This is a genomic window from Nonomuraea sp. NPDC051298 (genome assembly GCF_055586305.1).
On record NZ_JBVJIM010000041.1, the window covers coordinates 1 to 24394 of the forward strand.

Annotated in this window: 22 protein-coding genes and 1 pseudogene; 4 read left to right on the forward strand and 19 right to left on the reverse strand. The window is 69.6% G+C overall.

The window, feature by feature from the left end:
- The 6 genes from ACZ6S0_RS50335 to ACZ6S0_RS50360 form a co-directional block, all read right to left on the reverse strand.
- A partial coding sequence (locus ACZ6S0_RS50335; RefSeq protein ID WP_465927819.1) for a DinB family protein occupies nt 1-558 on the reverse strand: 558 nt, incomplete at its 3' end.
- A 134-nt stretch (nt 559-692) separates the two neighbouring features.
- The gene (locus ACZ6S0_RS50340; protein WP_465927821.1) at nt 693-923 is read right to left on the reverse strand and encodes an nSTAND1 domain-containing NTPase; all 231 of its coding nucleotides are present in this window, start codon (nt 921-923) and stop codon (nt 693-695) included.
- 152 nt (nt 924-1075) lie between these two features.
- Nucleotides 1076-1372 (reverse strand): hypothetical protein, encoded by a 297-nt coding sequence (locus tag ACZ6S0_RS50345; protein ID WP_465927823.1) that lies wholly within the window; start codon nt 1370-1372, stop codon nt 1076-1078.
- Nucleotides 1373-1619: 247 nt separating this feature from the next.
- Nucleotides 1620-1826 carry a hypothetical protein gene (locus tag ACZ6S0_RS50350; protein WP_465927825.1) on the reverse strand — a complete coding sequence of 69 codons (207 nt, stop codon included), beginning with the start codon at nt 1824-1826 and terminating at the stop codon, nt 1620-1622.
- 225 nt (nt 1827-2051) lie between these two features.
- Nucleotides 2052-2321, reverse strand: coding sequence for a DUF4158 domain-containing protein (locus tag ACZ6S0_RS50355; RefSeq protein ID WP_465927827.1), 270 nt, complete (start codon nt 2319-2321; stop codon nt 2052-2054).
- Nucleotides 2322-2563: 242 nt separating this feature from the next.
- Nucleotides 2564-3064, reverse strand: coding sequence for a MarR family winged helix-turn-helix transcriptional regulator (locus tag ACZ6S0_RS50360; protein WP_465927829.1), 501 nt, complete (start codon nt 3062-3064; stop codon nt 2564-2566).
- Nucleotides 3065-3213: 149 nt separating this feature from the next.
- On the opposite strand from ACZ6S0_RS50360, the gene ACZ6S0_RS50365 reads away from it, so the two are divergent.
- Nucleotides 3214-4449: an erythromycin esterase family protein gene (locus ACZ6S0_RS50365; RefSeq protein WP_465927831.1), complete on the forward strand. Its 1236-nt coding sequence runs from the start codon at nt 3214-3216 to the stop codon at nt 4447-4449.
- Here the strand turns inward: ACZ6S0_RS50365 and ACZ6S0_RS50370 are convergent.
- The 9 genes from ACZ6S0_RS50370 to ACZ6S0_RS50410 form a co-directional block, all read right to left on the reverse strand.
- Nucleotides 4428-5921, reverse strand: coding sequence for an MFS transporter (locus ACZ6S0_RS50370; protein WP_465927833.1), 1494 nt, complete (start codon nt 5919-5921; stop codon nt 4428-4430). The genes ACZ6S0_RS50365 and ACZ6S0_RS50370 overlap by 22 nt on opposite strands.
- 122 nt (nt 5922-6043) lie before the next feature.
- Nucleotides 6044-6709 carry a response regulator gene (locus ACZ6S0_RS50375; protein ID WP_465927835.1) on the reverse strand — a complete coding sequence of 222 codons (666 nt, stop codon included), beginning with the start codon at nt 6707-6709 and terminating at the stop codon, nt 6044-6046.
- Entirely contained in the window at nt 6706-8010 is a 1305-nt protein-coding gene (locus ACZ6S0_RS50380; RefSeq protein ID WP_465927837.1) for a sensor histidine kinase, read from the reverse strand. The genes ACZ6S0_RS50375 and ACZ6S0_RS50380 overlap by 4 nt, the downstream gene beginning before the upstream one ends.
- A gap of 25 nt (nt 8011-8035) precedes the next feature.
- The gene (locus ACZ6S0_RS50385; RefSeq protein ID WP_465927839.1) at nt 8036-8821 is read right to left on the reverse strand and encodes an ABC transporter permease; all 786 of its coding nucleotides are present in this window, start codon (nt 8819-8821) and stop codon (nt 8036-8038) included.
- A gap of 26 nt (nt 8822-8847) precedes the next feature.
- Complete coding sequence (locus ACZ6S0_RS50390) at nt 8848-9768, reverse strand: ABC transporter ATP-binding protein (RefSeq protein ID WP_465927841.1); 921 nt, start codon at nt 9766-9768, stop codon at nt 8848-8850.
- A gap of 162 nt (nt 9769-9930) precedes the next feature.
- Complete coding sequence (locus tag ACZ6S0_RS50395) at nt 9931-10182, reverse strand: hypothetical protein (protein ID WP_465927843.1); 252 nt, start codon at nt 10180-10182, stop codon at nt 9931-9933.
- A gap of 668 nt (nt 10183-10850) precedes the next feature.
- On the reverse strand, nt 10851-12077 hold the full coding sequence (locus ACZ6S0_RS50400; RefSeq protein WP_465927845.1) for a hypothetical protein: 1227 nt from the start codon (nt 12075-12077) through the stop codon (nt 10851-10853).
- Nucleotides 12074-12739 carry an ABC transporter ATP-binding protein gene (locus tag ACZ6S0_RS50405; RefSeq protein ID WP_465927847.1) on the reverse strand — a complete coding sequence of 222 codons (666 nt, stop codon included), beginning with the start codon at nt 12737-12739 and terminating at the stop codon, nt 12074-12076. Before ACZ6S0_RS50405 ends, ACZ6S0_RS50400 begins: the two co-directional genes overlap by 4 nt.
- Nucleotides 12732-13238: a PadR family transcriptional regulator gene (locus tag ACZ6S0_RS50410; protein WP_465927849.1), complete on the reverse strand. Its 507-nt coding sequence runs from the start codon at nt 13236-13238 to the stop codon at nt 12732-12734. Before ACZ6S0_RS50410 ends, ACZ6S0_RS50405 begins: the two co-directional genes overlap by 8 nt.
- A gap of 396 nt (nt 13239-13634) precedes the next feature.
- Here ACZ6S0_RS50410 and ACZ6S0_RS50415 point away from each other — a divergent pair, with 396 nt between their 5' ends.
- Nucleotides 13635-14873 (forward strand): DUF4158 domain-containing protein, encoded by a 1239-nt coding sequence (locus ACZ6S0_RS50415; protein WP_465927851.1) that lies wholly within the window; start codon nt 13635-13637, stop codon nt 14871-14873.
- Here the strand turns inward: ACZ6S0_RS50415 and ACZ6S0_RS50420 are convergent.
- Nucleotides 14833-15432 carry a hypothetical protein gene (locus ACZ6S0_RS50420; protein WP_465927853.1) on the reverse strand — a complete coding sequence of 200 codons (600 nt, stop codon included), beginning with the start codon at nt 15430-15432 and terminating at the stop codon, nt 14833-14835. The two genes, ACZ6S0_RS50415 and ACZ6S0_RS50420, sit on opposite strands and share 41 nt — an antisense overlap.
- A 101-nt stretch (nt 15433-15533) precedes the next feature.
- Between ACZ6S0_RS50420 and ACZ6S0_RS50425 the strand changes: the two genes are divergently transcribed.
- A complete protein-coding gene (locus tag ACZ6S0_RS50425; protein WP_465927855.1) occupies nt 15534-15797 on the forward strand; it encodes a hypothetical protein in 264 nt (87 codons plus the stop codon).
- A 34-nt stretch (nt 15798-15831) separates the two neighbouring features.
- Here the strand turns inward: ACZ6S0_RS50425 and ACZ6S0_RS50430 are convergent, their stop codons facing one another.
- From ACZ6S0_RS50430 to ACZ6S0_RS50440, 3 genes and pseudogenes are all read right to left on the reverse strand, one after another.
- On the reverse strand, nt 15832-16257 hold the full coding sequence (locus ACZ6S0_RS50430; RefSeq protein WP_465927857.1) for an NUDIX domain-containing protein: 426 nt from the start codon (nt 16255-16257) through the stop codon (nt 15832-15834).
- Nucleotides 16258-16453: 196 nt separating this feature from the next.
- Nucleotides 16454-16795 (reverse strand): annotated as a pseudogene (locus ACZ6S0_RS50435) (transposase); the annotation flags it as partial.
- 1 nt (nt 16796) lies between these two features.
- Nucleotides 16797-17264: a hypothetical protein gene (locus ACZ6S0_RS50440; RefSeq protein WP_465927859.1), complete on the reverse strand. Its 468-nt coding sequence runs from the start codon at nt 17262-17264 to the stop codon at nt 16797-16799.
- Nucleotides 17265-18223: 959 nt separating this feature from the next.
- Here ACZ6S0_RS50440 and ACZ6S0_RS50445 point away from each other — a divergent pair.
- Nucleotides 18224-24388, forward strand: a complete 6165-nt coding sequence (locus ACZ6S0_RS50445; protein ID WP_465927861.1) for a polymorphic toxin-type HINT domain-containing protein — start codon at nt 18224-18226, stop codon at nt 24386-24388.
- Nucleotides 24389-24394: the final 6 nt, after the last annotated feature.

The window sequence follows — 24394 nt, forward strand, 5'->3', positions numbered from 1 at the left end:
GGCGACCTGCTCGATCTTCGCGCGGTAGGCGGCGCGGGCTTCCTCGTCGATTGGCTTCTCGTGTTCGGCGCGCAACCCGGTCCGGCCGTCGAGGCCCTCACGCAGGATGTCGGCGTGCCCGGCATGCCGGACGGACTCGCTGAGGACATGGAGCATGATGGCGAACAGGTTCGTGTTGGGATAAGGCTCCGGCCACCACGGCACGTGGCCGGGGGCGTCGAGGGGAAGCTCGTTGATCGTCGCGTCCGAGTGTTCCCACGTGCGCCGGTAGAACCCGATGATCTGATCGCGGGTCTCGTCCTCGGTCGCCCACTGATCGCTGCCGTCGGAGTCCTGCCACCGGGTCAGCGGTTCCGGGGAAGGACGGTCGAAGACCTCGCCGAAGTACCTGGCCTCGACGGTGGCCACGTGTTTGACCAGGCCGAGGAGATTGGTTCCGGTCGCTGTCAAAGGTCGGCGGGCGTCGTATTCGGACAAGCCGTCGAGTTTCCAGAGCAGCGCCTTGCGGTCCCGCCGCAGTCTCCCGTGCAGGTTGTCTTTCGCGAAATCGTCGATCACGGGTCACGATCCTGTCAGACTGCGCCGGTGGACTCAGCTGGCGGAGCTGCCTGGCGTCAGCTACCCGTCTGGCACGAGCTCGCCTGGCCAGGCGCTGCTCACCGCACCGGGGCCGTGGTCATGGCCGTCCGGGATCACCCGGGGAGCGGCGCGGGCTTGCCGGCCAGGCGGTCCCGTATCTCGTCCGGAGCAGCGTCGCCGCAGAAGCGCTCGGCGAGCACCTGGACGGGGTCGCCGCGCAGGGCTTGAACAGAAGTGCCGCCCGGCGTGAGAACCACGTGACCGGCCGGCCAGGACTCGTCGGCTTCGGGGATGAGGCCGGCCCTCAGCAGCGACGACTTGCCCGCTCCCGAAGGCCCGGTCACCAGCAGCGGCCCGTCGCGCCTCCCTCGCGTCCGACGGCAGGCCCCATAGAAGCCTTCTGTGCCGGGGAGAGGCGGGACGTGCGCGCCATCGTCGGCACCAGTCGGAGGCGGTCGGGATCTCGACCAAGTTGGCGAGCGGGCAGGGACGGCATTCATCGGCGACGAGTTGGTCGCCCTGCTGGCGTCGTTGTCAAGTGGCAACACTTGACAACCGTCCGCAGAAGCGGTGGCTTGCCGCGATGGCCGAGGTCGGCCAGTTGGACGCCGGTCAGCTCGCTGACGCGGCAGGCGGTGCCCTTGAGGACGGCGAGGATGGCCTGGACCCGGCGGCTCTCTGCTGCTTCGGCGTGGGCGAGCATGGCGTTCAGCTCGGCCTCGGTGACGAAACGGGTGCTCTTGTCCCGCTGCTGTGGGGGCAGGTCGATGCCATCGAACGGGTCGTGGGCCACGACGCGGGCCCGCCGCAGGTAGCGATTGACCTCAGCGCGACCTACTCGCCCAACTCGGCATCCCCATCCCCAAGAAGGTCGTCGACCTCCAGCCCGCACCCCGCTGACCAGCGCCAACACCCTCGCCTAGAGACACGCCCACCCGCGTGCCTCCCAGCGTTACCCCAGCTCAGACCCCGAAACTGAGCCTCTATGCCTCCGAATTGCGTCGAACCCGGGAGCAAGTGGCGGGTTCAAAGGCACCCTCTCAGCGCCGCGCCCGGACGTAGGCCCGGATAAAGAAAACGGCGAACCCTGCGGCGGCCGTGGCCAGAGCGGTCATGGCCTGCACGTTGTCCATGAGCGCCGCATAGACCGCCAGCACGAGGGAGACCGCCGCACCCGTCAGGGAGACCTTCCAGAAAATGGGCGGCGCGGGCGGCCGCGGAGGGCGGCCGGGAGGCATGATCGTCACCCTTCCCATCCTGCCTCACAAGCCGATCGGGTGCGGGGGGCCGATTCCGCACTTCCGGCTCGCAGAGTCGTGAGCGCTCGCCACCGTCCTGCCTGCCCCCTGCGACCACGGCGTCGCCTCGATCTACGCCGAGCTCGCCCACGATCGCGGGTGACTGCAGGCCGACCGAACCCTCCCCCTCGAACAGCACGCGTCCCTGCGCCGGAAACTCACCGCCTGGGCTGCTCACGACCGCACCCTCACCGACGTGCGAAAAGAGTTCGGCCCGCCTTCGGTTCTTCTCGGCGGGACCTTCACCGCGGCGGCTACGTACTCGACCGCCTCGTCCGGCAGCTCGCCACGCTGGCGTGGGAACCGCCCGTGGAGCTGGTGAAACTTCAGCATCAACGCGAAGGCCGGCTTCGTCGGCCCTCGGCGCCCTGCCAGGAGTTCCATCTCCTCATCGAGGAGCGTCCAGTGGCCGACCAGTTCGTCTTCGTCGAGGACACGCGCCACGGCACTCGGGCTTTCTTCTCAGGGGCTGCCGACGAGTCCAGGTCGGCCACCACAGACCAACCCCCGAGATTCGGACCAATACCTACCGCACCTGATCCGATACGTCCGGGAAAACCGCGAAAGATCCGGTAGAAGCTTCGCAAAGGGCCTAATGACCAGGGCGAACACGCTCGAATGTACTTGGTGACAGCTTCGTTGACGACAGGCCTTCTCCTGACGTTGAGGGCGGGGCGGGACGGCGGTCACGACCAGTCCGGGTCCTCGGCCAGCTTCTCGGTGATGCGGTCGTAGAAGCTCTTGCGGGTCAGGGCCTGCTCGATGTCGGTCACGACCCGGGTGAGCGGATAGGGGATCTCGGCCTCGATCTCGGCGATGGCCATCTCGGTGGCCCGCCACTCCGCGGCGAGGCGGCCGATGACGCGGCGGGCCTCGTCCGTGAGCGTCACCTCCTTGCTGCGCGCGTCGTCGCCCGCGACCGTCGTGACCCAGCCCGCCTCCCGCATGGCGGCCACCTTCTGGCTGAGGGCGGAGTGCGTGCGGCCGACCGACTCGGCCAGCTCGGTGATCGTCATCGGGCCGTGGGCGTGCAGGCGGAGCAGCTCCATCACGTAGCTCGGCTTGAGGCCCTTGATGCGCTTCTCGGAGTAGACGCGGGCGATGTCCGCGTCCATCGACGCCTGGAGCAGACGCAGGGGGCGCCAGAGGCTTTGCCGGGTGGGGTCGGATGCGTGCGGATCGGCCATTCGGCCATCCTAGAAGATTTTATATAAGCACTGTCACTTGCTCGGGCGGCAAGCGGGACCAGGGATACCGTGATTTTAGGGTTTTCCGGCGAAGAGGCCAGAAGTCGCGAGAAAGCCTCAACAAGCGGTTCAAGGATACCGTTGAAGGCATGGATTCTGGCATCAAGGACACCGCTCAGCCCGTCGAGGCCGCCGCCGTCATGCGGCTGCTCCCGGCCCGCCCCCGGCTGCTCGCCGTGGGCGAGCCCACCCACGGCGAGGACGCGCTCCTGGAGCTGCGCAACGAGCTGTTCCGGCAGCTCGTCGAGCAGGAGGGCCACCGCGCGATCGCCATCGAGAGCGACTGCCTGATGGGCCTGGTCGTGGACGACTACGTCACCTCGGGCACGGGCACCCTCGACGACGTCATGCGACGGGGGTTCAGCCACGGCTTCGGCGCGTCCGCGGCCAACCGCGAGCTCGTACGGTGGATGCGCGCGTACAACGAGGGACGTCCCGCGTCCGAGCACGTGCGCTTCGCCGGTTTCGACGGCCCGCTGGAGATGACCGGCCCCGGGAGCCCCCGTCAGGCCCTCACCGCGCTGCACCGCTACCTCGCGGCCCACGGGGACGCGGGCCTGCTCCCCTGCTCCGCGGAGACGCTCGACGACCTGCTCGGCGCAGACGACCGGTGGACCGAGCCCGCCGCGACCATGGACGCCGCCCAGTCCGTCGGGCAGTCGGCCGAGGCCAGGGAGCTGCGGCTGCTCGCCGACGATCTGGCCACGCTGCTCGACGTGCAGGCTCCGCACCTGATCGCGGCGTCCTCGCGCGACGACTGGGACCGGGCCCGCCTGTACGGGCGCACCGCCACCGGCCTGATGCGCTACCACTTCTGGATGGCCGACACGTCACCGAGCCGGGTGACCCGGCTGATGGGCCTGCGGGACTCGATGATGGCCGCCAACCTGCTCGCCGTCGCCGAACGGGGCCCGACGATGGTCCACGCCCACAACCGCCACCTTCAGCGCGACAAGAGCGTGATCCAGTTGGCGGGCCGGCCGCTGGAGTGGTGGAGCGCCGGCGCGATCGTACGCGCTCACCTGGGCGAGGAGTACGCCTTCCTGGCCACGGGGCTTGGCACGATCCGGCACCGTGGCGTCGACGTCCCGCCTCCCGACACCGTCGAGGGGCTCCTGTACGCGCTCCCGGCGGACCGCCACGTCGTGGACGCCCGCCGGTTGGCCGCCGCGCTCGGCGACGCGCGGCCCGTCCGCCCTCGCGCGTCCCCCTACTACGGCTACCTGCCGCTCGACCCGGCCCACCTCGGCGAGTGCGAGGGGATCGTGTTCGTCAGGGACCTCCCATCAAGTCAGAGCCCCTCCTACGATCGGGTCGTCTCGTAGTCCGGGCTCGGGGTCCGGCCGGTCGTGGCCGCCGGGCGCATGGCCAGGACCAGCACGGCCGTCCCGGCGAGGATGAGCGCGGCCACGACCCCGGTGACGTGCAGACCGGCGGTGAACGCGGCCCGCGCGGTGTGCAGCAGCTCCGCGCCCTGGTCGGCGGGAAGGCGTCCGGCGGCGGCGAGCGCGCCGGCCAGCGAGTCGGACGTGCCATCTGCGCGGCTGCGGTAGACCACCGCGGCCAGCACGCCGATCAGCGCGAACCCGAGCGAACCGCCGAAGAAGTTGCCGGTCTCCGACATCGACGCCGCCGAGCCGGCCCGCTCCGGCGGCACGGACCCGACGACCAGCCCGGTGCCCAGCGAGAACAGCGGGCCGGTGCCCAGCGCCAGCACGCTGATACCGATCATCGCCAGCGGCAACGCGCCGGAGCCGTCGACGCCGACCAGCAGCAGGCAGCCCAGCGCCGACACCGCGAGCCCGCCGGCGATCGCCGTGGTCGGCCGCATCCGGCGGGCCAGGGCCGGTGCGAGCATGGTGCCGACCGCCGTGGCCAGGCCCATCGGGGCGAACAGCACCGCCGACACGAAGGGCGAGAAGCCCAGCACGCCCTGGAGGTACTGGGTGACCAGCAGGCCCGTACCGGCCATGGCGACACCGGCGCAGACCAGGGCCACGAGCACGCCGGCGAACGGACGGTTGCGGAGCAGCCGCAGGTCCAGCAGCGGCGTCTCCAGCCGCAGTTGCCGCCGTACGAACAGGTGGCCCAGGGCCGCCCCGGCGACGACGGCCGCCGCCGGCACGACCGGCACGCTCTCGACGGTGAGCTGCTTGATGCCGTAGACCGTCAGGAGCACGGCCGCGAGCGACAGCCCGACGCTCGCCAGATCCAGCCGGCCGGCCTGGTCGCCGCGGTACTCCGGCAGCAGGAACGGCCCGGCGAGCAGCAGCAACGCCATCGCCGGCACGGCGACCAGGAACACCGAGCCCCACCAGAAGTGCTGGAGCAGGAACCCGGCCAGGATGGGCCCGAGCGCGCCGCCGGTGAACGTGCAGGTCGCCCAGATGGCGATGGCCCGCCCGCGCTGTCGTTCGTCCAGGAACATGTTGGTGATCAAGGCGAGCGTGGACGGCGCCAGGGTCGCCCCGGCGACGCCCAACAGCACCCGCGCGACGATCAGCATCAGCGGGCTGGTCGCGAAGGCGGCCACGATCGACAGCACCGCGAACGCCGCTCCGCCGATCATCAGCAGCCGCCGGCGGCCGATGCGGTCGCCGAGCGTTCCCATCGTGATGACCAGGCCGGCGACCATGAATCCGTAGCTGTCGCTGATCCACAGTTGCTGGACGTTGTCGGCGCCCAGGCCCGCGCTCAACTGCGGGAGCGCGAGGAGCAAGGCGGTCGCGTCCAGCGCGACGAGCAAGGTCGGCAGCATGAGGACGGCCAGTCCCAGCCAGGCCCGTTTGACGTGCATCTTCGAGGCTTCCTGTTCTCTCGGCGTTTCGACCGTTGGTCGGAACCGCCGGGAGCTTCTCGACATCGGCGCGGACGGACGTTTCCCGCCCTCCCGATCCCCCCGATCCCCGCCGATCCCCGTCAGGACTGCCCGGGCGCTCGCGGGACGAGCAGCCTCCGGTTGAACGCCTCGGTGACGGCGGCGGCGCGGTCCTTCACCCCGAGCTTGGCGTAGACGTTCAGCAGGTGGGACTTGACGGTGGCCTCGGTGATGAACAGCCGGGCGGCCACCTCGCGGTTGGTGTTCCCGGCCGCCACGAGTTCGAGGACCTCGAGCTCCCGCTGGCTGAGCAGTTGCGGCGCGGGCGTCCTGACCCGGTTCATCAGCCGGGCCGCCACCGAGGGGGACAGCACGCTCTCGCCTTTGGCGGCGGCCCGCGCGCCCCGCAGCAGGTCCTCCCGGGGGGAGTCCTTGAGCAGGTAGCCGGTCGCGCCCGCCTCGATCGCGGGCAGTACGTGGGTGTCGGTGTCGTAGGTGGTCAGCACGAGCACGCGCGCGGTGTTGCCGAGCCTGGTCAGCTCGGTGATCGCGGTCAGCCCGTCCATACCCGGCATGCGCAGGTCCATGAGGATCACGTCGGGCCGGAGCCGCTGGGCGAGACGTACGGCTGAGGCGCCGTCCGCGGCCTCGCCCAGCACCTCGAATCCGGGCGCGGAGGCGAACATGCTGCTCAGCCCGTCCCTGACGACGGGATGGTCGTCCGCGATCACCAACCGGATCGGGGCCTCGGCCGGGTGCCCGGTCATGTGCGGCTCCCTGCGGGCAGGGCGGGGACGCAGGCCGAGATCCCGGTGCCGGCACCGGGCTCGGACTCGATCCCCAGCGTCCCGGACAGCCCTTCGATCCGCTGCCGCATGATGGTCAGGCCGAACCCGCCGCCGCGGAAGTGCGGCCGCGGCCCGCCGGTCGCGGCCGTGCCGGTTTCGAGCCGCGCGAGATCGAAGCCCCTGCCGTCGTCACGTACGTCCAGCGCCACCTCGTGCTCCAGGTAGGACAGCGTCACCCCGACCCTGGTCGCGTGCGCGTGCTTGGCCACGTTGGCCAGCGCCTCCTGCGCCGTGCGCAGCAGCGCGAACTCCGCCTCCGGAGCCATGGGCCGTGCCGTGCCGGTCGTCGTGACCTGAACGGGGAGCCCGTGCAACTTCGACCACCGGCCGCTGACGTCGGCGAGTGCGTCGCTCAGGCGCGCGGTGTCCAGTGGTTCCGGCCGCAGCGCGTCGACCGAGCGCCGGGCCTCGGCCAGGCTCTCCCTGGCCAGCCCGGTGACGGCGGCGAAGGGCCGGACCCACGGCGCCGGGACCTCGTGCATCTGCTCGGCCGCCTGAAGCTGCGCGATGATGCCGGTGAGCCCCTGCGCCACGGTGTCGTGAATCTCGCGGGCCATCCGCTGGCGCTCCTCCAGCACCCCCGCCTCCCTGGCCTGGGCGAGCAGTTGGGCGTGCAGGCCGGCGTTCTCGGCGAGCGTCGCCTCCAGCAGCCGGTTCGTCCGGCTCAGCTCGGCGAGGGCCTGCTCGCGCCGCTCCTGCTCCTTGTCGGCGAGCCGGAGCACCCAGGCGGTGCCGCACATGAGGACGACGTTGGCGACGACGATGGCCAGGAACAGCGTCAGGCCCAGCCCGGTCGTCGGGTCCACGCCGGAGCCCTGCGCGGTGCCGGCCATCACGGCCGTGGCGGCCACGGCGGGCAGCCGCCACGGCCAGCGGACGACGGTGAAGGCGTAGATGTAGGGCGCGGGGGTGAGCAGCCCGAACACGGGATCGCGGACGACCAGGATCGCCGTGATCACCGCCAGCCCGGTGAAGAACACCCCCATGATCCGTGGCCGGTCCCACCAGGCGGGACGCAGGGTGAACATGGTGAGCATCCACGCCGCGGCCAGCCCGCACAGGCCGAGGTCGATGAGCGGGGAGTCGCCCGCCGCGGGCTCCTTGAACACCTTGTACGCGGCGAGGGCCGCGAGCAAGGTGTAGGGCACCGCGGTGACCAGGAGGGACGACGGCCTCTCCAGCGCCGCGGCCCAGCTCTCCGGCCCTTTCCGCCTGCTCACAATTCCCCTCCCCTCCGTGCCGAGTCTATTCCCAGCGAAACCAGCGGACCGCGATGATCGCGCAGCCGGCCGCGTACGCCGCCAGGGTCAGGAGCGGGAGCGCGGAAGGGAAAACCCCGAGGTACGCGTCCTGGAACGCCCCCATGCCCGCGCCGAGCGGGGTGAAGTGGGCGATGTTCCGCAGCAGCGGCGGCATCTGCGAGATCGGCACCCAGAGCCCGGCGAAGAACATCATCGGGAAGAACAGCACCGTGCCGATCGCCGTGGCCGGGCCACGGCCGGGCGCGAGGGCGGCGATCAGCAGGCCGATCGCGAGCAGCGCGGCCGCCGCGAGCAGCCAGGCGAGGGCGAAACCGAGAAAGTGCTTCGGCAGGCCGACGCCGAAGCCGAACCTGGCCACCGCGAGGAACAGGACCATCGCGACGACCGCGATGGCGAAGTTGGCCACGAGCTGGCCGGTGAGCACGCGGGCCGGGCCGACCGGCGTGGTCCGCATGCGCCGCAGCACGCCGTTCTCCCGGTATCCCGCGAGCGTGGTCGGGAGAGACGCGGTGGCCAGGACGGCCAGATTGAACAGGACCAGCACAGGGACATAGAGGTCGAAGTAGGTCAGGACGCCGCCGGGCTCCACGGGTTCCCGCAGGTCGGAGATGCTGCCGAGGACGATCAACAGGATCAGTGGGAAGCCGATGCCCCACAGGGGGGCGACCTTGTCCCGGAGGCACAACGTGCTCTCGGCCTTGATGAGCCGCCACGTCGCGGAACCTCGCTCGGCGGTGACGGGGGGCGCGTCGGCGCGCAGGGCTGGCATGGGTATGAGGTCCTCTCTGTGCTGTGTCAGCGGGGGCCGGGTTCGAGGCGTCCGCCGGTGAGCTGGACGAACGCGTCCTCCAGGCTCGCCTGCTCGACGCGCAGCCGTTCGGCCACGATCTGGTTGCGGGCCAGGACGGTGGTGACGGCGTTGAGCGCGTTGTCGCTGCCGTCGACGATGACCAGTTCGCCCCGGCGGGTCACTGCGGAGACGTCGGGCAGGGCCATGAGCAGGCGGTCGTCCAGCGGCCGGGACGGGCGGAACTGGATCCGCTGCCCCACGCGGGCCCGCTCGGTGAGGCCGGCCGGGGTGTCCACCGTGACGACGCGGCCGGCGTCGATCAGCGCCAGCCGGTCACACAGCCGCTCGGCCTCCTCCATGAAGTGGGTGACCAGCACGATCGTCACCCCGCGGGCGCGCACGCCCTCGATCAGGTCCCAGGTGTCGCGCCGTGCCTGCGGGTCGAGGCCCGTGGTCAGCTCGTCGAGGATCGCCACCCGAGGGCTGCCGACGAGCGCGAGCGCGATCGACAGCCGTTGCTGCTGGCCGCCGGACAGCTTGGCGTAGCGGGTCTTCGCCTTGTCGGCGAGGCCGAGGCTGTGCATCAGCTCACGCCAGTCGGCGGGCCTGGGATAGAAGGAGCCGTACAGCTCCAGGGCCTCGGCGACCTGCAGCCGGTCGGGGAGCCGGCCGGCCTGCGACTGGACGCCGAGGAGCCTGGTCAGCTCGGTGCGGTCGCGGCGGGGGTCGAGCCCGAGCACCCTGATCTCGCCCCGGTCCTGCGTACGGAGGCCCTCGACGCACTCCACGGTCGTCGTCTTTCCTGCGCCGTTCGGGCCGAGGATCCCGAAGATCTCACCCTCCTGAACGGTGAACGACACGTCCTCGACCGCGACCTTGTCGCCGTAGCGCTTGTGGAGGTCGCGTACCTCGATCACTGGTGGCATGTGGGGGTCCTTCCCGGGCTCGTGCCCATCGGTGGTCGGCTGGATCCAGCCTGCTACGAGCCCCACTCCCGCCGACATCGGCCGGTGGACGGGACCTGGCCGCCGAACGGTGGGGGAAGGCGATCCACCGATCGGTTGAGTCGGCGCCCCGGACGAGGCCGGTCACGGCCAGGCGGACCGCTGCGCCAGCTCCGCACCGCACCCTTCAGCCCCTCGCCCATGCCGCGCCACGGTGAAAGCCGCTCCCGTCTCCGCGCTCATGATCGGGAAGAACTTCTTGGCTTCCGGGGACTGGCCTGAGGTGACCCAGGCGTACGCCGGTCCGTCGCGCAAGGCACGGTGGATCAGGCGGCGGCCGGGATCGTAGACGTAGATTTCGCGCAGGCCGGGGCTCGTCCCTGTCACATCGGCCACGCCGCGTGGCGGACGCTCAGTCGTCGGCGCCGCTGGAGCCCGCCGCCCGGGGACGTCCGGGAGGAAGCCGTCCCGGCGTGGGCCGGGTTTCACGGCTCCAGGCGGGTGAGGTCGAGCCGGGCCAGCCGGTCGGGGTCGGACAGGATGTCGATGGTGGAGATCTTGCCATCGGCGATGGTGAAGCTCATGACGGACATGAGCCGGTCATCGACGGTGTTGACCAGGCCGGCGAGGCCGCCCGCCAGGCCGCAGCCAGGAGTCGCGCGAGGCGACGTTTACGCCGCCGATCGGCACCATGCCCGGAGACCGGCATCAGGCAGGTGTCGACGATCGGAATTTTGCGCAATGAAGGCTCGTTCGGCATCTCCCGGAGGCAGCGGCGTGGTCCTGGTGCGCCAGGACCACACCGTCGTCAGCGAGACCTTCCGCACTCTGGAGGAGTTCGAGGCCCCGGCCGCCACCACCACATGCCATCAGGTGCGGCACGTGTACTGGGCCGAGATCCGCCAACTTGGTCGGCCCGGGATGGTCCCCGGTGACGCCGCCCCGCTGCGGCCACATCCGCGGCCCCCGTCCCGGTGCGCGGCCGATCGTTCGACTGCGCACCGGGGAGGCTGGCGAACCTGTCGTGTTCGTGATTGCTGTTCAAGCTCAATCGTCGATCGTCGTCACGTCCGCGTCCCGAAACGGAGTGCGCCGCGCAGCAGGGGGCGGGCCGCCAGGGCGACGAGCGCCGCGGTGAGCACCCCGACGCCTGCCATGGCCACAGCCCTGGCAACCGCCCAACCGAGCCACTGGACCTGGTAGACGTCCAACGCCGTCAAGATCACCACCGCGACACCCGAGACGGCCGCCACCACGCAGACCGGGAGCGCAGCGATGGCCGCCTGGCGCACGAGCACCCCGCCCAGCGCCCGCTCCGGTACCCCGGAGGCGGCCAGCGCGGCGAACGAGCGGCGAAGGTCGATCAGTTCCTCCGCCTGATGCACCACCAGAGCGACCGCCGAGGTCACCAGGGCGACCAGGAGCGCGACGTCCACCAGCGCGTGGGCCTGGAAGTAGCCCACAACGGACTGCTGGGCCCCGGCTCCCGCGCCGAAGAACACGGTCAGGCTCACCACGGACAGGGCTCTGGCCCACGCCCGCGGGTCGGCCTCGACCAGACGTGCCGCCAGCAGCGTCTCAGGTGACCGCGCCCGCCGACCGGCGCGGCGGGCGTACATCCTGATCAGCCAGGTCGCGGCCAAGGTCACGCCGAACAGCAGCAGCACCAGCCCTGCCGCCATGGCGACCGCAGAGCCGTACTTGCCGACGAGCGGGAAGTGGCCCTTCACCACGACGCCGAGAACGAAGAAGCCGACCCCTGCCACGAGGATGAGCAGGTCTCGCACGCGTGGTCCCCGCACGCGTGCCCGACGGACCACTCCCAGCGGCGAGACCACGACGTGCCGCCCGGCGCGTGCCCCCGACAAGACCCCGCCGAGCGTCACCAAAGCCACGACCACCGGCACCTGAGGCAGCGGCCCGGCAAGATGGGTGACCACGTAGAGCGCGCTGCCGACGAGAGACCCGCCCAGTGCCAGTGAGCCTCCTTCCAGGGCGCCCAGCACGCGCACGTCAGCCGGCGTCGCCCCCGCCAGTCGCAGGGCGGCCAGCCGCCGCTCCCTGGTGGCCGAGGCCAGCCGGGCGGCCTGGTGGACCAGACCGGCGACCGGCACGGCCAGCAAAGCCAGGCCGAGCCCGGTCAGCGAGCCGCCCTCGTCCCTGTAGTCCGCCAGGCTGACGGCCGTGCAGACCAGGAACGTCGCCACCGCCGCGCCCGCGGCGACCAGCCTGGCGCGTACCCGCTCGGCCCGCGAGCGTCCCCTGTTCAGCATCCGCAGTACGGCGATCACCGGTTCGCCCCTGCCAGCACCGCTCCGTCGCGCAGGGCGACTTCCCGGTCGGCGTAGGCGGCCACCCGGTTGTCGTGGGTGACCAGCACGACAGCGGTACGGCTGGCGCGCGCCGCATCGAGCATTGCACTCATCACCTGCTCGCCGCCCAGCGTGTCCAGCGCTCCGGTGGGTTCGTCGGCGAAGACCACGCGCGGACCGGTCACCAGCGCCCGCGCGACGGCCACCCGCTGCCGCTGCCCCCCGGACAGCTCACCGGTGCGCTGCTCGGCGCAGTCGGACACCTCCAGCCGGGCCAGCCACTGCGCCGCGGCGGTCATCGCCTCCTGCCTGCCGTGCCGGTTGAACAGCATCGGCAACGCGACGTTCTCTACCGCAGTCAGCTCGGGCACCAGTTCGCCGAACTGGAAGACGACGCCGAAGCTCTCGCGCCGTAATCTGGTCAGCTCCGCCTCGGCAAGCGTGTCGATCCGCCGGCCGTCCAGGACGACCTCGCCGGACTCCGGCCGCATGACCCCTGCCAGGCAGTGCAGCAGTGTTGACTTGCCCGCGCCGCTCGGTCCCGTGATGGCGACGACCTCACCCTCCGCGATCTCCACGCAGACACCGGTCAACGCCCTGGTCTGGCCGAACGACTTGCCCAGGCCCCTGGCCTCAAGCATGGCTGTCCTCCTTCATCCGCGCGAGGGCGGTCTCGATCCAGCGCAGGTCGGCGTCAAGGTGCTGCAGCGCGTAGTCGGCCGCCAGCACCTGGGCGGGCGCGCCGGATGCCTTCTCTGCGGTCAGCTCCCGCATGCGGGCCAGGTGTGCCTCGCGTTGCCGCATGAGATAGCCGTCGGCGGCCTTCCCCGCGACGGCGACCCGGGCGAACAGCGGGCTGGCGACGTATGGCGCCGACGGCTCGACGGTGTTCAGCCACTGCTCCAGCTCCGCCCGGCCGCTGTCGGTGATCGCGTACAGAGTGCGCTCCGGTCCGCCCTCCTGCTGCGTCTCGGCGACCTCTGCCAGGCCGTCGCGTTCCAGGCGTTGCAGTGTGGCATAGACCTGTCCGTACGCCAGCGGCTTGGCACCGGCGAGACGGTGATCGTGCTCCTTCTTGAGTTCGTAACCGTGCTTCGGGCGCTCGGCGAGGAAGCCGAGTAGCACATGACCGGTTGACATGATCGCGACTATACATTCAATGAATAGTCGCGGACAACGGCTGGCCCTTCGCCCGCTCCACGCACCTGGGCCCCCACTCGGGTCCGCGTCACCAGCCGCAAAGTAACGCTGAGTGTCCACGCCGGTGCCACGGTGACGCCACGGTGGTCTATCACGATCAGGCATGAAGGAAGGCCTTGGCCGGCTCCCGGTGGGCGCGGCCGAGCCGGTCGTCAGACAGCTACGCGGCTTGACTACGGACTTCTTCGGGAGCCTGGCCCGCAAAGTAGCAAAGCGTTATGTCTCGGACACGTTGCGCCGCCATCACGGGTGTGACATACCAGTCGGTAGCCGAGCGGTTACAAACCATGTTTCTCCTGACCTTTCGTTGGAGGTCCGGGAGAAGGGGTGCGGGACATGCGACGTGAATGGGAGATAGAGGACCTGATCGAGTGCTGGACGCTGGATGAGGAGGAACTCGCGCTGCTGGCGAACAAGTCCGGGGCGACTCGGCTCGGCTTCGGCCTGATGCTGAAGTTCTTCGAGCTGGAAGCGAGGTTCCCTCGCAGGGAGGACCTGCCTCGCCCAGCGGTGGAGTTCATGGCGGGACAGGTCAAGGTGGACGCGGAGTTGTTCGCCTCCTACGACTGGTCCGGGCGCACGATCGAGTACCACCGGGCGCAGATCAGGAAGTTCCACGACTTCCGCGAGCCGACGGTCGGTGATGAGGACAAGCTCGCCGACTGGCTGGCCACCAAGATCTGTCCGGTGGAGATGTCACGGGACCGGTTGCGCGGCGCGCTGCTGGCGCGCTGTCGCGAAGACCGGATCGAGCCGCCGAAGACGACTCGGATCGAACGCGTGCTGGGCGCGGCAGAGGCGATGTTCGAGCGGAACTTCACCGCCACGACCGTGCAGCGCTTGTCCTTCGAATCGGTCGACAAACTGGAGGAACTGATCGTCGCCGAAGCTGCCCCGGCCGGTGCCCCGGTCGTCGCCGGCGGGGACGCTCCGGAAGGGGACGCGCAGAGTCAGGTCGCCAGTGGCGGCCGGCGCGCGTTCTTGCAGGAGCTGAAGGAGGACCCGGGGCCGCTGCAGTTGGAGACGCTGCTGGCCGAGATCGTGAAGCTGGAGCGGGTCAAGGCGATCGGGCTGCCGACCGCGCTGTTTGAGGGGATCTCGGAGAAGGTCGTGGCGGGCTGGCGGGCCCGGGCGATGAAGATGTACCCGTCCGATTTCGAGGCGGCGGCGCCGCCGGCGCGCCTCACCCTGCTGGCCGCGTTGTGCCAGGTGCGGCAGGCTGAGCTGATCGACGGGCTGGTGGAGCTGTTGATCCAGCTCGTGCACAAGATCAGTGTGCGGGCGGAGAAGAAGGTCGAGGGCGAGCTCAACGCCGAGTTCCGGCGGGTGCAGGGCAAGAACGGGATCTTGGTGAAGCTCGCCACGGCGGCGCTGGAGCTGCCGGAGGAGACCGTCCGCAAGGCCCTGTATCCCGTGGTCGGCGAGCGGACGCTGTATCGGCCCGGGCTCGGCGAGGACGAGGCGTGGCCAGAGCTGGAGGAGGTGCTGTCGAACAAGACGATCACTGGTGGAGGGGTGTTATTCCGACCGTGCGCTATTCCTTGGTCTGGAGGGACGCTCGCGGTGGCTCCGTGAGCAGTGCGGCCGCCCAGAGGAACACCTTGGGATCCCCGAGACCTGAGTCGGTGAGCCATTGAGCGGCCCGGCGCGCGTCTTGCTCGTCCTGGATCAGCCCATTGGGGTCCGGCTGGATGCCGGTGGCTTGGTGAACGTCGGTAACGAGGCACCCGATGCAGGTCCAGGTGTGCCAGCTTCCGGTGTCGAAGCCGACCAGTTCGAAACCCAGCCGCCGCTCGCCGGAGCCGGGGAACGTCTCACGCCGGATCAGCCGCTCCGGGAGGCTGCCGTCCCAGCCGCCGTCGGCCATGTCGGCCTGCAGCCCCGGAACATCGGCGGCAGCGAATCCGACCCCGAGCACGTGCAACCCCGAGTTTCCTGCCTGATTTCGGGCGATCTCAGCCTCCTGGAGACTGGCGAACCAGTGATCCCAACCACTGGAATCCACTGGCACCAAGTCCACCACGCAATCGCTCAGCGACAGCAGACTAGGGCCAGGCAGGCCAGCCTCCTGCCAATCTTGCCGATCAGTGCGCGTAGCGACTCGATAGCCGGCAAGGACGTAACCCAGTTCCATGGCACTATTCCCTCTCACTTGTTGCTGCATCACGGGTATGGCTTGCCTTCTGTTCTGCGGCGCGGTCGGCGAGATAGCCGGTCCAGTCACTGCGGGCGTAGGTGACCCATTTCTTCCGCTACTACAATCACGAGCACCGCCATTCCGGGATCGCGATGCACACGCCTGCCTCGGTGCACGACGGCACCGCCGCCCAGATCCAGGCCAGGCGGATCGCCACCCTCCACGCGGCCTTCCAGGCGCATCCGGAACGGTTCCGCGGCCGGCGACCCTATCCACCGGCACTGCCGACCAAGGTGTGGATCAATCAGCCACTCGTGGCCTCCGAGACCGGCACCTCACCACAAAGCACGCAAGTAGCCTGACGTCTCACCGGGTTTGACAGGTTCCGAATCGACGTCACGTGACGAGTACGGCGGTGAGCATCGAGAGATACGACTCGTGGGCGAGACGCAGGCTGTCAAGGTCGGACGTCTCGAACCACGCCACAGCGTCGTGCTCGTCCGGCGCGGCGTTGACGGGTGTTCCGGTCCACCTGTCGATCAACCAGATCCGCATGTCGAACGTCGCGGTCCGGATCTCATGCATCGGCGGGCCGGACGGCTCCGATGCGGTGATGCCCAACTCCTCCCGAAGCTCGCGGACAAGGCTCTCCTTCGGATCCTCCCCCTCCTCGACATGACCGCCCGGCAGGTCCCACACGTCGGGATACCAACGCCGTCCGGCGCATCGATGACACAGCAACACCCGACCGCCGTCACGAAGAACGGCCGTCACAATCCGGACCGGACCGGAGTTGTCAGCGGAGATCGTCATCCAGCACATTCTGACCCATGCGGATCCGAGTTCGGTCCGCCTCGCTCACCGGACCCGCACCATCTGGCAGTGCCGGCACGTCCCGGCTTTGTCAGGGCCGCTTGCCACCCTCCCCGGCATCACCCGGATCGAGCTGCCCTCAGCTTCCCCGCCCTGCCACGACAGGACAGACGACGGAGGTCTTACACCCTCGTACGGACCATCAACGCCTCACGGCGCACGTCTCTCCGGCGAAATATTTCGCCGCCCGGCGCAGGATGTCGCGTTCCAGCTCCAGCTCCCGAATCCGGGCCTTGAGCTGCTTATTCTCCTCTTCCAACACGTCGTCGGACGTTAGCGGGCCACGCGCCGCCTTCCTCGCCGGACCCCGCACCTTGGCACCCGCGCTGCCCTCCGCCTGCGCCTGACGCACCCAATTACGCAGCGTCTCGCGGCTGATGCCCAGGTCCTCGGCCACCGAGGCCAGCGTCCGTCCCGGATCGGACAAGTACAACGCGACGGCGTCCGCCCTGAACTCCGTGGTGACGAGGTGCGGCGCGGACGGCACGTCACCGCAGGGTGTGTTCGAGACTGACGGCCGGCACGTGGCTGTACTCTTCCCACCGACGCAATTCGTCGAAGTGGGATCCCGTAGACGTACGTCCCGATCCCTGCAGAGCCGGCGGCCACTCGGGCAGAATCCCTGCCTCGCCGTCCGCCGCCTCCCAAAGCCATGGACGTTTGAACCGCCACGTCACGCCTCGCGAGTCGAGAAGGACCGCTCCGTCCTCCAGAAAGGCGTACGGGCGAAACAAAAGTTCGACGCTGATGAACTCATCGCCTGGCAGGTTGTACGAGAATCCCTGTTCCTCGGAAAGCTCGGACCATTCCTCTCCCTGTGGTAGGAGTGAAACCGTCCTCATAGGGCGTGGCAGCCAGCCGATATCGAGTGGCTGGTCGAACTGTTCAATCCCCGCGACATAGGTGATCGTCCTGGGTATGGATATCGCCCGAGCCTCTCCAGGAACGAAGAGCATTGGATTCTCCTCGAAAACGGAACGGTGTGGCCGACCATTCAGCGGAGTCCAGGCGGCGCGGGAGTTGATGGCTTCCGTCCCATCCGTATTCGGACTCGGGATCGACCTGGTGCCACGGAAGTCTCACGGTGACATAGTGAGATGACCTATCGATAATCGGTACCGAAATTGGGTCGCAGGATAGCTGAAGAACGTCCCCAATATGCAGATCCATTGATCCCCGTTTCGTGCGCGGTGGAGCCCGGATCGGCCAGGATGCCGATCCGGGTCACCATGGGCACAATCCCGGACGACGCGACCAGGCAATGCCGTTGCGCAAAGGAGCGGCGATGGCATGGCTCGGTCACGTGCTTCAGCGGTATGGACTAATCATCCCACACGAAGCTTCGTTCTCGTGTTGTTGTATTACTTCCGGGATGGATCGGCCCGACGATTTCGCGCCCGACGCTTTGCTGAGCAGGGCGCTTTCCGCGAGGCGCACCCTGGTGTCAAGGAGGCGGCCGATCGCGGTGGATCACGCCGACCGGCTTTGACGGCGAGGGAGGCGGCCGGGGGCCGGGGCCGGGTGGGATGCTGGCGGCTTCTGGTTCCCCATCAGGCCATACCACATTTCTATCATCGGAATGATATGGCCCTTTCGGGTGGACCAGTTGTTTCCGCTGGCTGCACGTCCTCCCGCCGCTGCCGCTGCCGTCGTGGACACGCGGTCTCCTCTGCGTGGAACGTTCGATTAGGCCCTTGTCGCAGCAAGAAGCACAGGAGCAGGGCGAACGGCCGCCCACTGCGGCGAGCGGCGGCGGGACGACAGCCTTGCCAAGGGCGGATTTTGGTGATTTTCTGCGCCTGTCATCGGTAAGCCTTTTCTTTCGCTACCGGTATCTCCACGGGGGAGGGTCCCAGCGGTGCCCGCCAAAAGTCGATTTCGTCGTGCCCGTATTCAGGTTCCGTTATTGGTCTCGGTGCTGCTGGCGTCCTTGCTGACGGCGCCGGCACCGGCGTCCGCGCAGGCGGATCCGCCGCCGGTGCCGAAGGTGCACCAGGGCGACGCGCCGCCCGCGCGGCCGATGCCCGCCGGGATCCGTCCGGACGTCGCCGTCAAAACCGATCAGCGCCCGGCGGTGGTGCCGCCCGGCACCACCGCCGGCGGCGAACCGGTCAAGGTCGACAGGGGGCGCTGGTCCTCGCTGGCGACCCAGGCCGTGTCGAAGCAGGCCGAGTCGAAGCAGGCCGTGTCGAAGCAGGCCACGTCCGAGCAGCCCACGGTCAAGCAGACCGCCCCCAACAGCTTCAACGAACTGTCCCTGCGGCCCGGCTTCGTGCTCGGTGACACCTCGCTGACGCTGTACTTCCGCTCGGGACAGGCGGACCCGTCCTGGACCGGGGCCCGGATGCGCCTGTATGAGAAGGACTCCCCGACCGAGCAGGCCTCGGTGCTCGTGCCCAGGGCGGAGCTGGAGCGGGACAGGCTCACCTGCGGCGGCGCCGGCGACTACTGCCGCTCGTTCGGCACGACGGACGGCTGGGTGCTGGAGACCGGCAAGGAGTACTTCGTCACCGCGGCCGCGGTCTTCGACGACGGGAACGAATTCGCCTCGGACCCGTCGGACCCGTCGGCGCCGCGGCAGACGATCGACCCGCCGCCCATCCCCAACGAGCAGGCGATGGGCTGCGGCTGCGGCAACGCGCTGGCCCTGACCGCCGCCGGCCAGGCCCCGAGAGGACTCGGGGTCAACACCGGCACCGGCGCGTTCGTGCGCACCGAGCAGGACCTGGCGATGGCCTCATTCGGTCCGTTGTTCGCCAGCACGCGCACCTACTCCTCGATGAACCGCGGGGAGGGCCTGCTGGGGCTCGGCTGGGCGTGGTCGTACGACATGCGCGTCACCGAGCAGGACGGGGTGGCGATCGTGCGGGCCGAGGACGGCGCGCAGGCCCGCTACACGCCGCAGGCCGACGGCGCGTACCGGCGTCCGGCCGGTGTGCGGTCCACGCTGCGCAAGTCCGGCGACGGCTGGGTGCTGACCACGCCGCGCCAGGTGCGCTACCTGTTCGACGCCCAGGGCCGCCTGTCGGGCGTGCGCAACGCCCGCGACGTGGGACTCACACTGGCCTACGAGGCGCCCGGCATCAAGATCACCGATGCGTCGGGCCGGGTGGTGAAGGTACGCGTCGAGGGTGGCCTGATCAGGGAGATCAGCCTTCCGGACGGCCGTGACGTCAAGTTCTTCTACACCGGCAACCTGCTGACCAAGGTGCTGGACGCCCGGGGCTTCCCGTGGACGTACGCCTACCACGCCAACCAGCTCCTGGCGCAGGTCGGCGACCCGCACCGGGTGGCCATCGTCGTCAACACCTACGGTGATGACGGCCGGGTCACCTTCCAGAAGGACGGCCTGGGCAAGCAGACCGCGTTCGCCTGGGACGCCGGCAAGCAGGAGGCCGCCACCACCGACCCGGACGGCGTGGTCGTCTGGGACGGCTACCGCGGAAACAATCTGGTCTACTCCCAGCGCGCCACCGGCGACTCCGACAACCACCGCTACGACAAGGACCTCAACCGCGACCTGGTGGTCAACGGCAACCAGCACCAGCACGAGGCGACCTTCGACGCCAACGGCAATCGGATCCGGACCAGCGCGCCCAGGCCGTTCTCCTTCTCCGAGAAGACCACCTTCGACGAGCGCAACAACCCGACCGAGCACACCGATGCCAACGGCCAGGTGTGGAAGGACACCTACAACGAGTTCAACGAACTCGTGCGCAGCGAGGACCCCAACGGCAGCGCCATCACCCACGAGTACGACGCGCGCGGCCTGCGCACCTCCACCACCGACGAGCGCGGCAAGGTCACCCGTTACGAGTACCACCCGCCGGGCAACCAGAACGCGGGCCTGCTCAAGGCGGTGCTCTCGCCCTTGGGCCGGCGTACCGAGACCAGTTATGACGTCACTGGCCGCCGCATCGCCTCCGTCGACCCGCGCGGCACCGTCCAGGGCGGTAACCGGCTCGCGTACACCACCAAGTACGGCTACGACGCCCAGGACCGGCTGACCAGCACCCAGGAACCCGGCAAGAGCGGCGCGTGGCGCAGCGGCCACGACGAGACCGGCCGGCTGGTGCGCCGCCAGACGCCGACCGGCCAGACGACGAACTACGCCTACTTCGCCAACGGCCTGCTGAAGAAGGTCGACAACGAGCGCCGCACCACCGCGTACACCTACACCGCGGCCGGCCGCCAGGCCACCGTGGGGGTGCTGCTGCGCAGCCGCCCCGCCATCGTCACCAGCTACGCCTACGACGCCAAGGGCCTGCTGAAGACCGTCACGTCGCCGCGTGGAAACGAGCCGGGCGCGAACAAGGCCGACTTCACCACCACCTACTTCTACGACTTCGACGACAACCTGATCCGGATGCGCCGGCCGTACCCGGGAGGGGGGTTCACCGACCGCGACATCAAGGTCGACCCGCTGGACCGGACCACCAACCGGGTCGACGAGCTGGGCAAGTCGTCGTCCTTCGAGCGCGACAACGTCGGCCAGGTCACCGGCGTGACCGACGCGCTGGGGCGCAGTACCTCGATGGCCTACGACGACGCCGACCGACAGACCGAGATCACCGACGCGGCGGGCAAGACCACCAGGACCGAGTACGACGAGGCCGGCAACCGGGTCAAGGAGTCCAACGCCGTCGGTGGTGTCACCACCTGGAAGTACGACGACGACGGCCTGCTGACCGCGGTGACCGAGCCGCGCGGCAACGTCGAGGGCGCCGAGCCGGCGGACTTCACCACCCGCTACGAGTACGACCAGGCCGGCAACCTGGTCAAGACCATCGACCCGCTGGGCAACACCACCACGGCCACCTACGACGCGGTCAACCGGCCGACGACCGTGACCGATCCCAAGGGTCGCAAGACGCACCGCACCTACCGGGAGGACGACCAGCTCGCCACGGTGCACACGCCCGAAACGCCGTACAACCCGATCATCCCGTCGGCCGGCTCGACCGTCTACTCCTACGGCTCCGACGGCCTGCTCGAAGCCGTCCGCGATCCGATGGGCCGCAGCACCAGGCTGTCCTACGACGACGCGGGCCGCCTGATCACCAAGACCGACCCGCTCGCCCGCCGGGTGGAGATCACCTACGACGCCGAGAGCAACCCGCTGACCGCGATCGCGATCAGCGGGCTCGAGTGGGTCGGCCCGGAGGAGCGGACCAAGCGCACGATCGTCAACACCTACGACATCCTGGGCCGTCGCACGCAGGCCGCGCTCGGCTCCCAGGGCCCGGTCTACACCTTCGGCTACGACTCCAAGGATCGCACCACCGCCTACGGCGACCCCACCGGCGTGCGCGAGGTGGCCTACGACGACGAGGACCAGATCCTGTCGGTCACCCGCAAGAGCGCGGGGCTCGAGGACGAGACGTTCTCCTACGCCTACGACGAGCGGGGCAACATCACCTCCCGCACCTACCCGGACGGGACCAAGGTCACCGCCGGCTACGACGCCGACAGCCGCCTGACCTCGCAGAGCGTGGCCGAGGGTCTCGCGGGCGAGACCAGGACCTGGGACTTCGGGTACGACGTGGCCGGCCGCCGCACCAGCACCACGTTGCCCACGGGCGGGCTGACCGAGAAGCGCGCCTACGACAACGCGGGCCGGCTCACCTCGATCAGGACGGCCGACGGCGACGCCGCTCCGGTCTCGGCCTTCGACCTGACGCTCGACGAGGTCGGCAACCCGACCAGGGCCGTCACCACCCGCGGCGAGCGTGCCGAGTCGGTGGCCTACACCTACGACGACGTGGACCGGGTCACCTCCGCCTGCTACTCCGCCACCTCGTGCGGGCGCGGCTCTGAGATGGCCGGCCGCATCGACTACACCTATGACCTGGTCGGCAATCGCCTCAGCCAGAAGCGCACCGGTACGGCGGGCAACGACCTGACGACCTACGCGTACGACTCCGCCGACCAGCTCCAGCGCGAGACCATGGTCAAGCCGGGCAGCATCGTGTCCAAGGACTACGCCTACGACGTCAACGGCAACCAGGTCCGCGCCGGATCCGACCGGTTCGAGTACAACCTCGACAGCAGCCTGGCCAAGGCCACGGTCAACGGCAAGACCGCGACGTTCGCCTACGACGCGACCGGGCTGCGCCTGTCGGCGTCCGCCAATGACACGACCCAGCGCTGGAGCTGGGACGTCAACGGCAATCAGCCGCAGATCGCGCTCGACACCACGGTCAACGGCGCGGGCGCCGCGGTGGAGCGCCGCGGGTTCACCTACGGACCCGACGACGAGCCGCTGGCCCTGCTGACCGGTGGCGGCACGCACGCCTACACCCATGACTGGCTCGGCGGCGTGGCCAACATGCTCTCCCCGACCGGCCAGGTCGAGGCGGGCTACGACTACGACCCGTTCGGCAACCCGCGCGTCGGCACCACCCTCACCCAGGCTGTGCCCGCCGACAACCCGCTCCCGGACGAAGGCACTGAGGGACCAGGCGATGCGTCGTCGGCGCAGGCCGAGACCCCTGACAACCCCCTGCGCTTCGCCGGCGCCTACCAGGACGACAGCACCGGCTCCGGCAACTACTTCCTGCAGGACCGCAACTACAACCCCGGCACCGGCCGCTTCACCAGTGCCGATCCCATGCCCACCGGCACCGTCAAGACCTCCGCCTACACCTACGCGAGCAACAACCCGCTGGTCTTCACCGACCCGACCGGACTGATGCCCGACGCGGGCCCGACCACCGGCGGCGGCGACCCTACCGGAGCCCCGACCGAGACCGGCCCCAGCCCCGAGGACGTCGCCAAGGCGCACCAGCTCCAGAGCAAGAGCATCCTCGACGTGATCCTGGAGGCCGGCGGCCAGATCCTCATGGAGGTCCTCGGGGTCAACGACATCATCAACTGTCTCAAGGGCGACCTCGGCGCCTGCGTGATGGCCGTGGTCGGCGCGCTGCCCTGGGGCAAGATCTTCAAGGCCAAGAAGATCATCGAGGCGATCTGGCGCGCGGGCAAGGCCGTCATCCGCTTCTTCGAGGAGCTGAAGTGGGCCAGGTCCGTCCTCGCCGGCGCCGCCCGCGCCGCTGAGGCGGCCAAAGCGGCGGCGGCCAAGGCAGCGAGGGAAGCGGCGGAGAAGGCCGCGGCGGCCAAGGCGGCGGCCGAGGCACAGGCCAAACGCGTCGCCGCGGAGGCCAAGGAGCGGGCCCGGGCCTTGGCGGCCAAGGCCAAGGCCAAGACGAGGGCTAAGGCCGGGGACTGCAACAGCTTCGTCGCCGGCACCCTGGTTCTGATGGCCGACGGCAGCACCAAGCCCATCGAGCAGATCGAACTTGGTGAAGAGGTCGTCGCCACCGATCCGGAGACCGGCGAGACCGCGGCCAAGCCCGTGGTCCAACTGATCCTCGGCGAGGGTGACAAGGCACTGGTCGAGGTCACCGTCGACACCGACGGCGACAAGGGCTCAGCGACCGGACGGCTGACGGCCACCGACGGCCACCCGTTCTGGGTGGAGAGCGCAGGCAGGTGGCTCAAGGCCGACCAGCTCCGGCCGGGCATGTCGCTGCGTACCTCCGCCGGTACGTACGTGCAGGTCACAGCGGTCAAGAAGTGGACCCAGCACAGCCGCGTGCACAACTTCACCGTCGCCGACATCCACACCTACCACGTCCTGGCGGCCTCCACACCCGTCCTGGTCCACAACACCCAGGGCTGCGTGCGGGCGTACAAGCAGGCCAGAGACCTGGCGGCGACGCGGGCCGACCCGGAGACGGCGACGGTCGCGGTGGCACACGTCCGCAGGGTCAACGACCCGTCGGTCACCGACACCTGGGTCGCGACGGAACAACGTGGCGTCCCGGACGAATGGCGCGGAGCGAACTCGCCGAGCATGGACGCCCGGTATATCGTGGGTGACGGCCATGCCGAGGACACCATCATGGATGCCCTCGGCGACGAGTGGGAGCTGGTCACCATGGCGTCCTCCACCCGCATGTGCCTGCCCTGCTTCGGCCGGGCGACGGGCATGGGGCTGGAGACCACCAACATCGGCCTCGGCACGGGCGTCTCCCGCACCGGCAACACCCCGTACCGCGTCCTCACCCGACGTGATTGAGTCCTG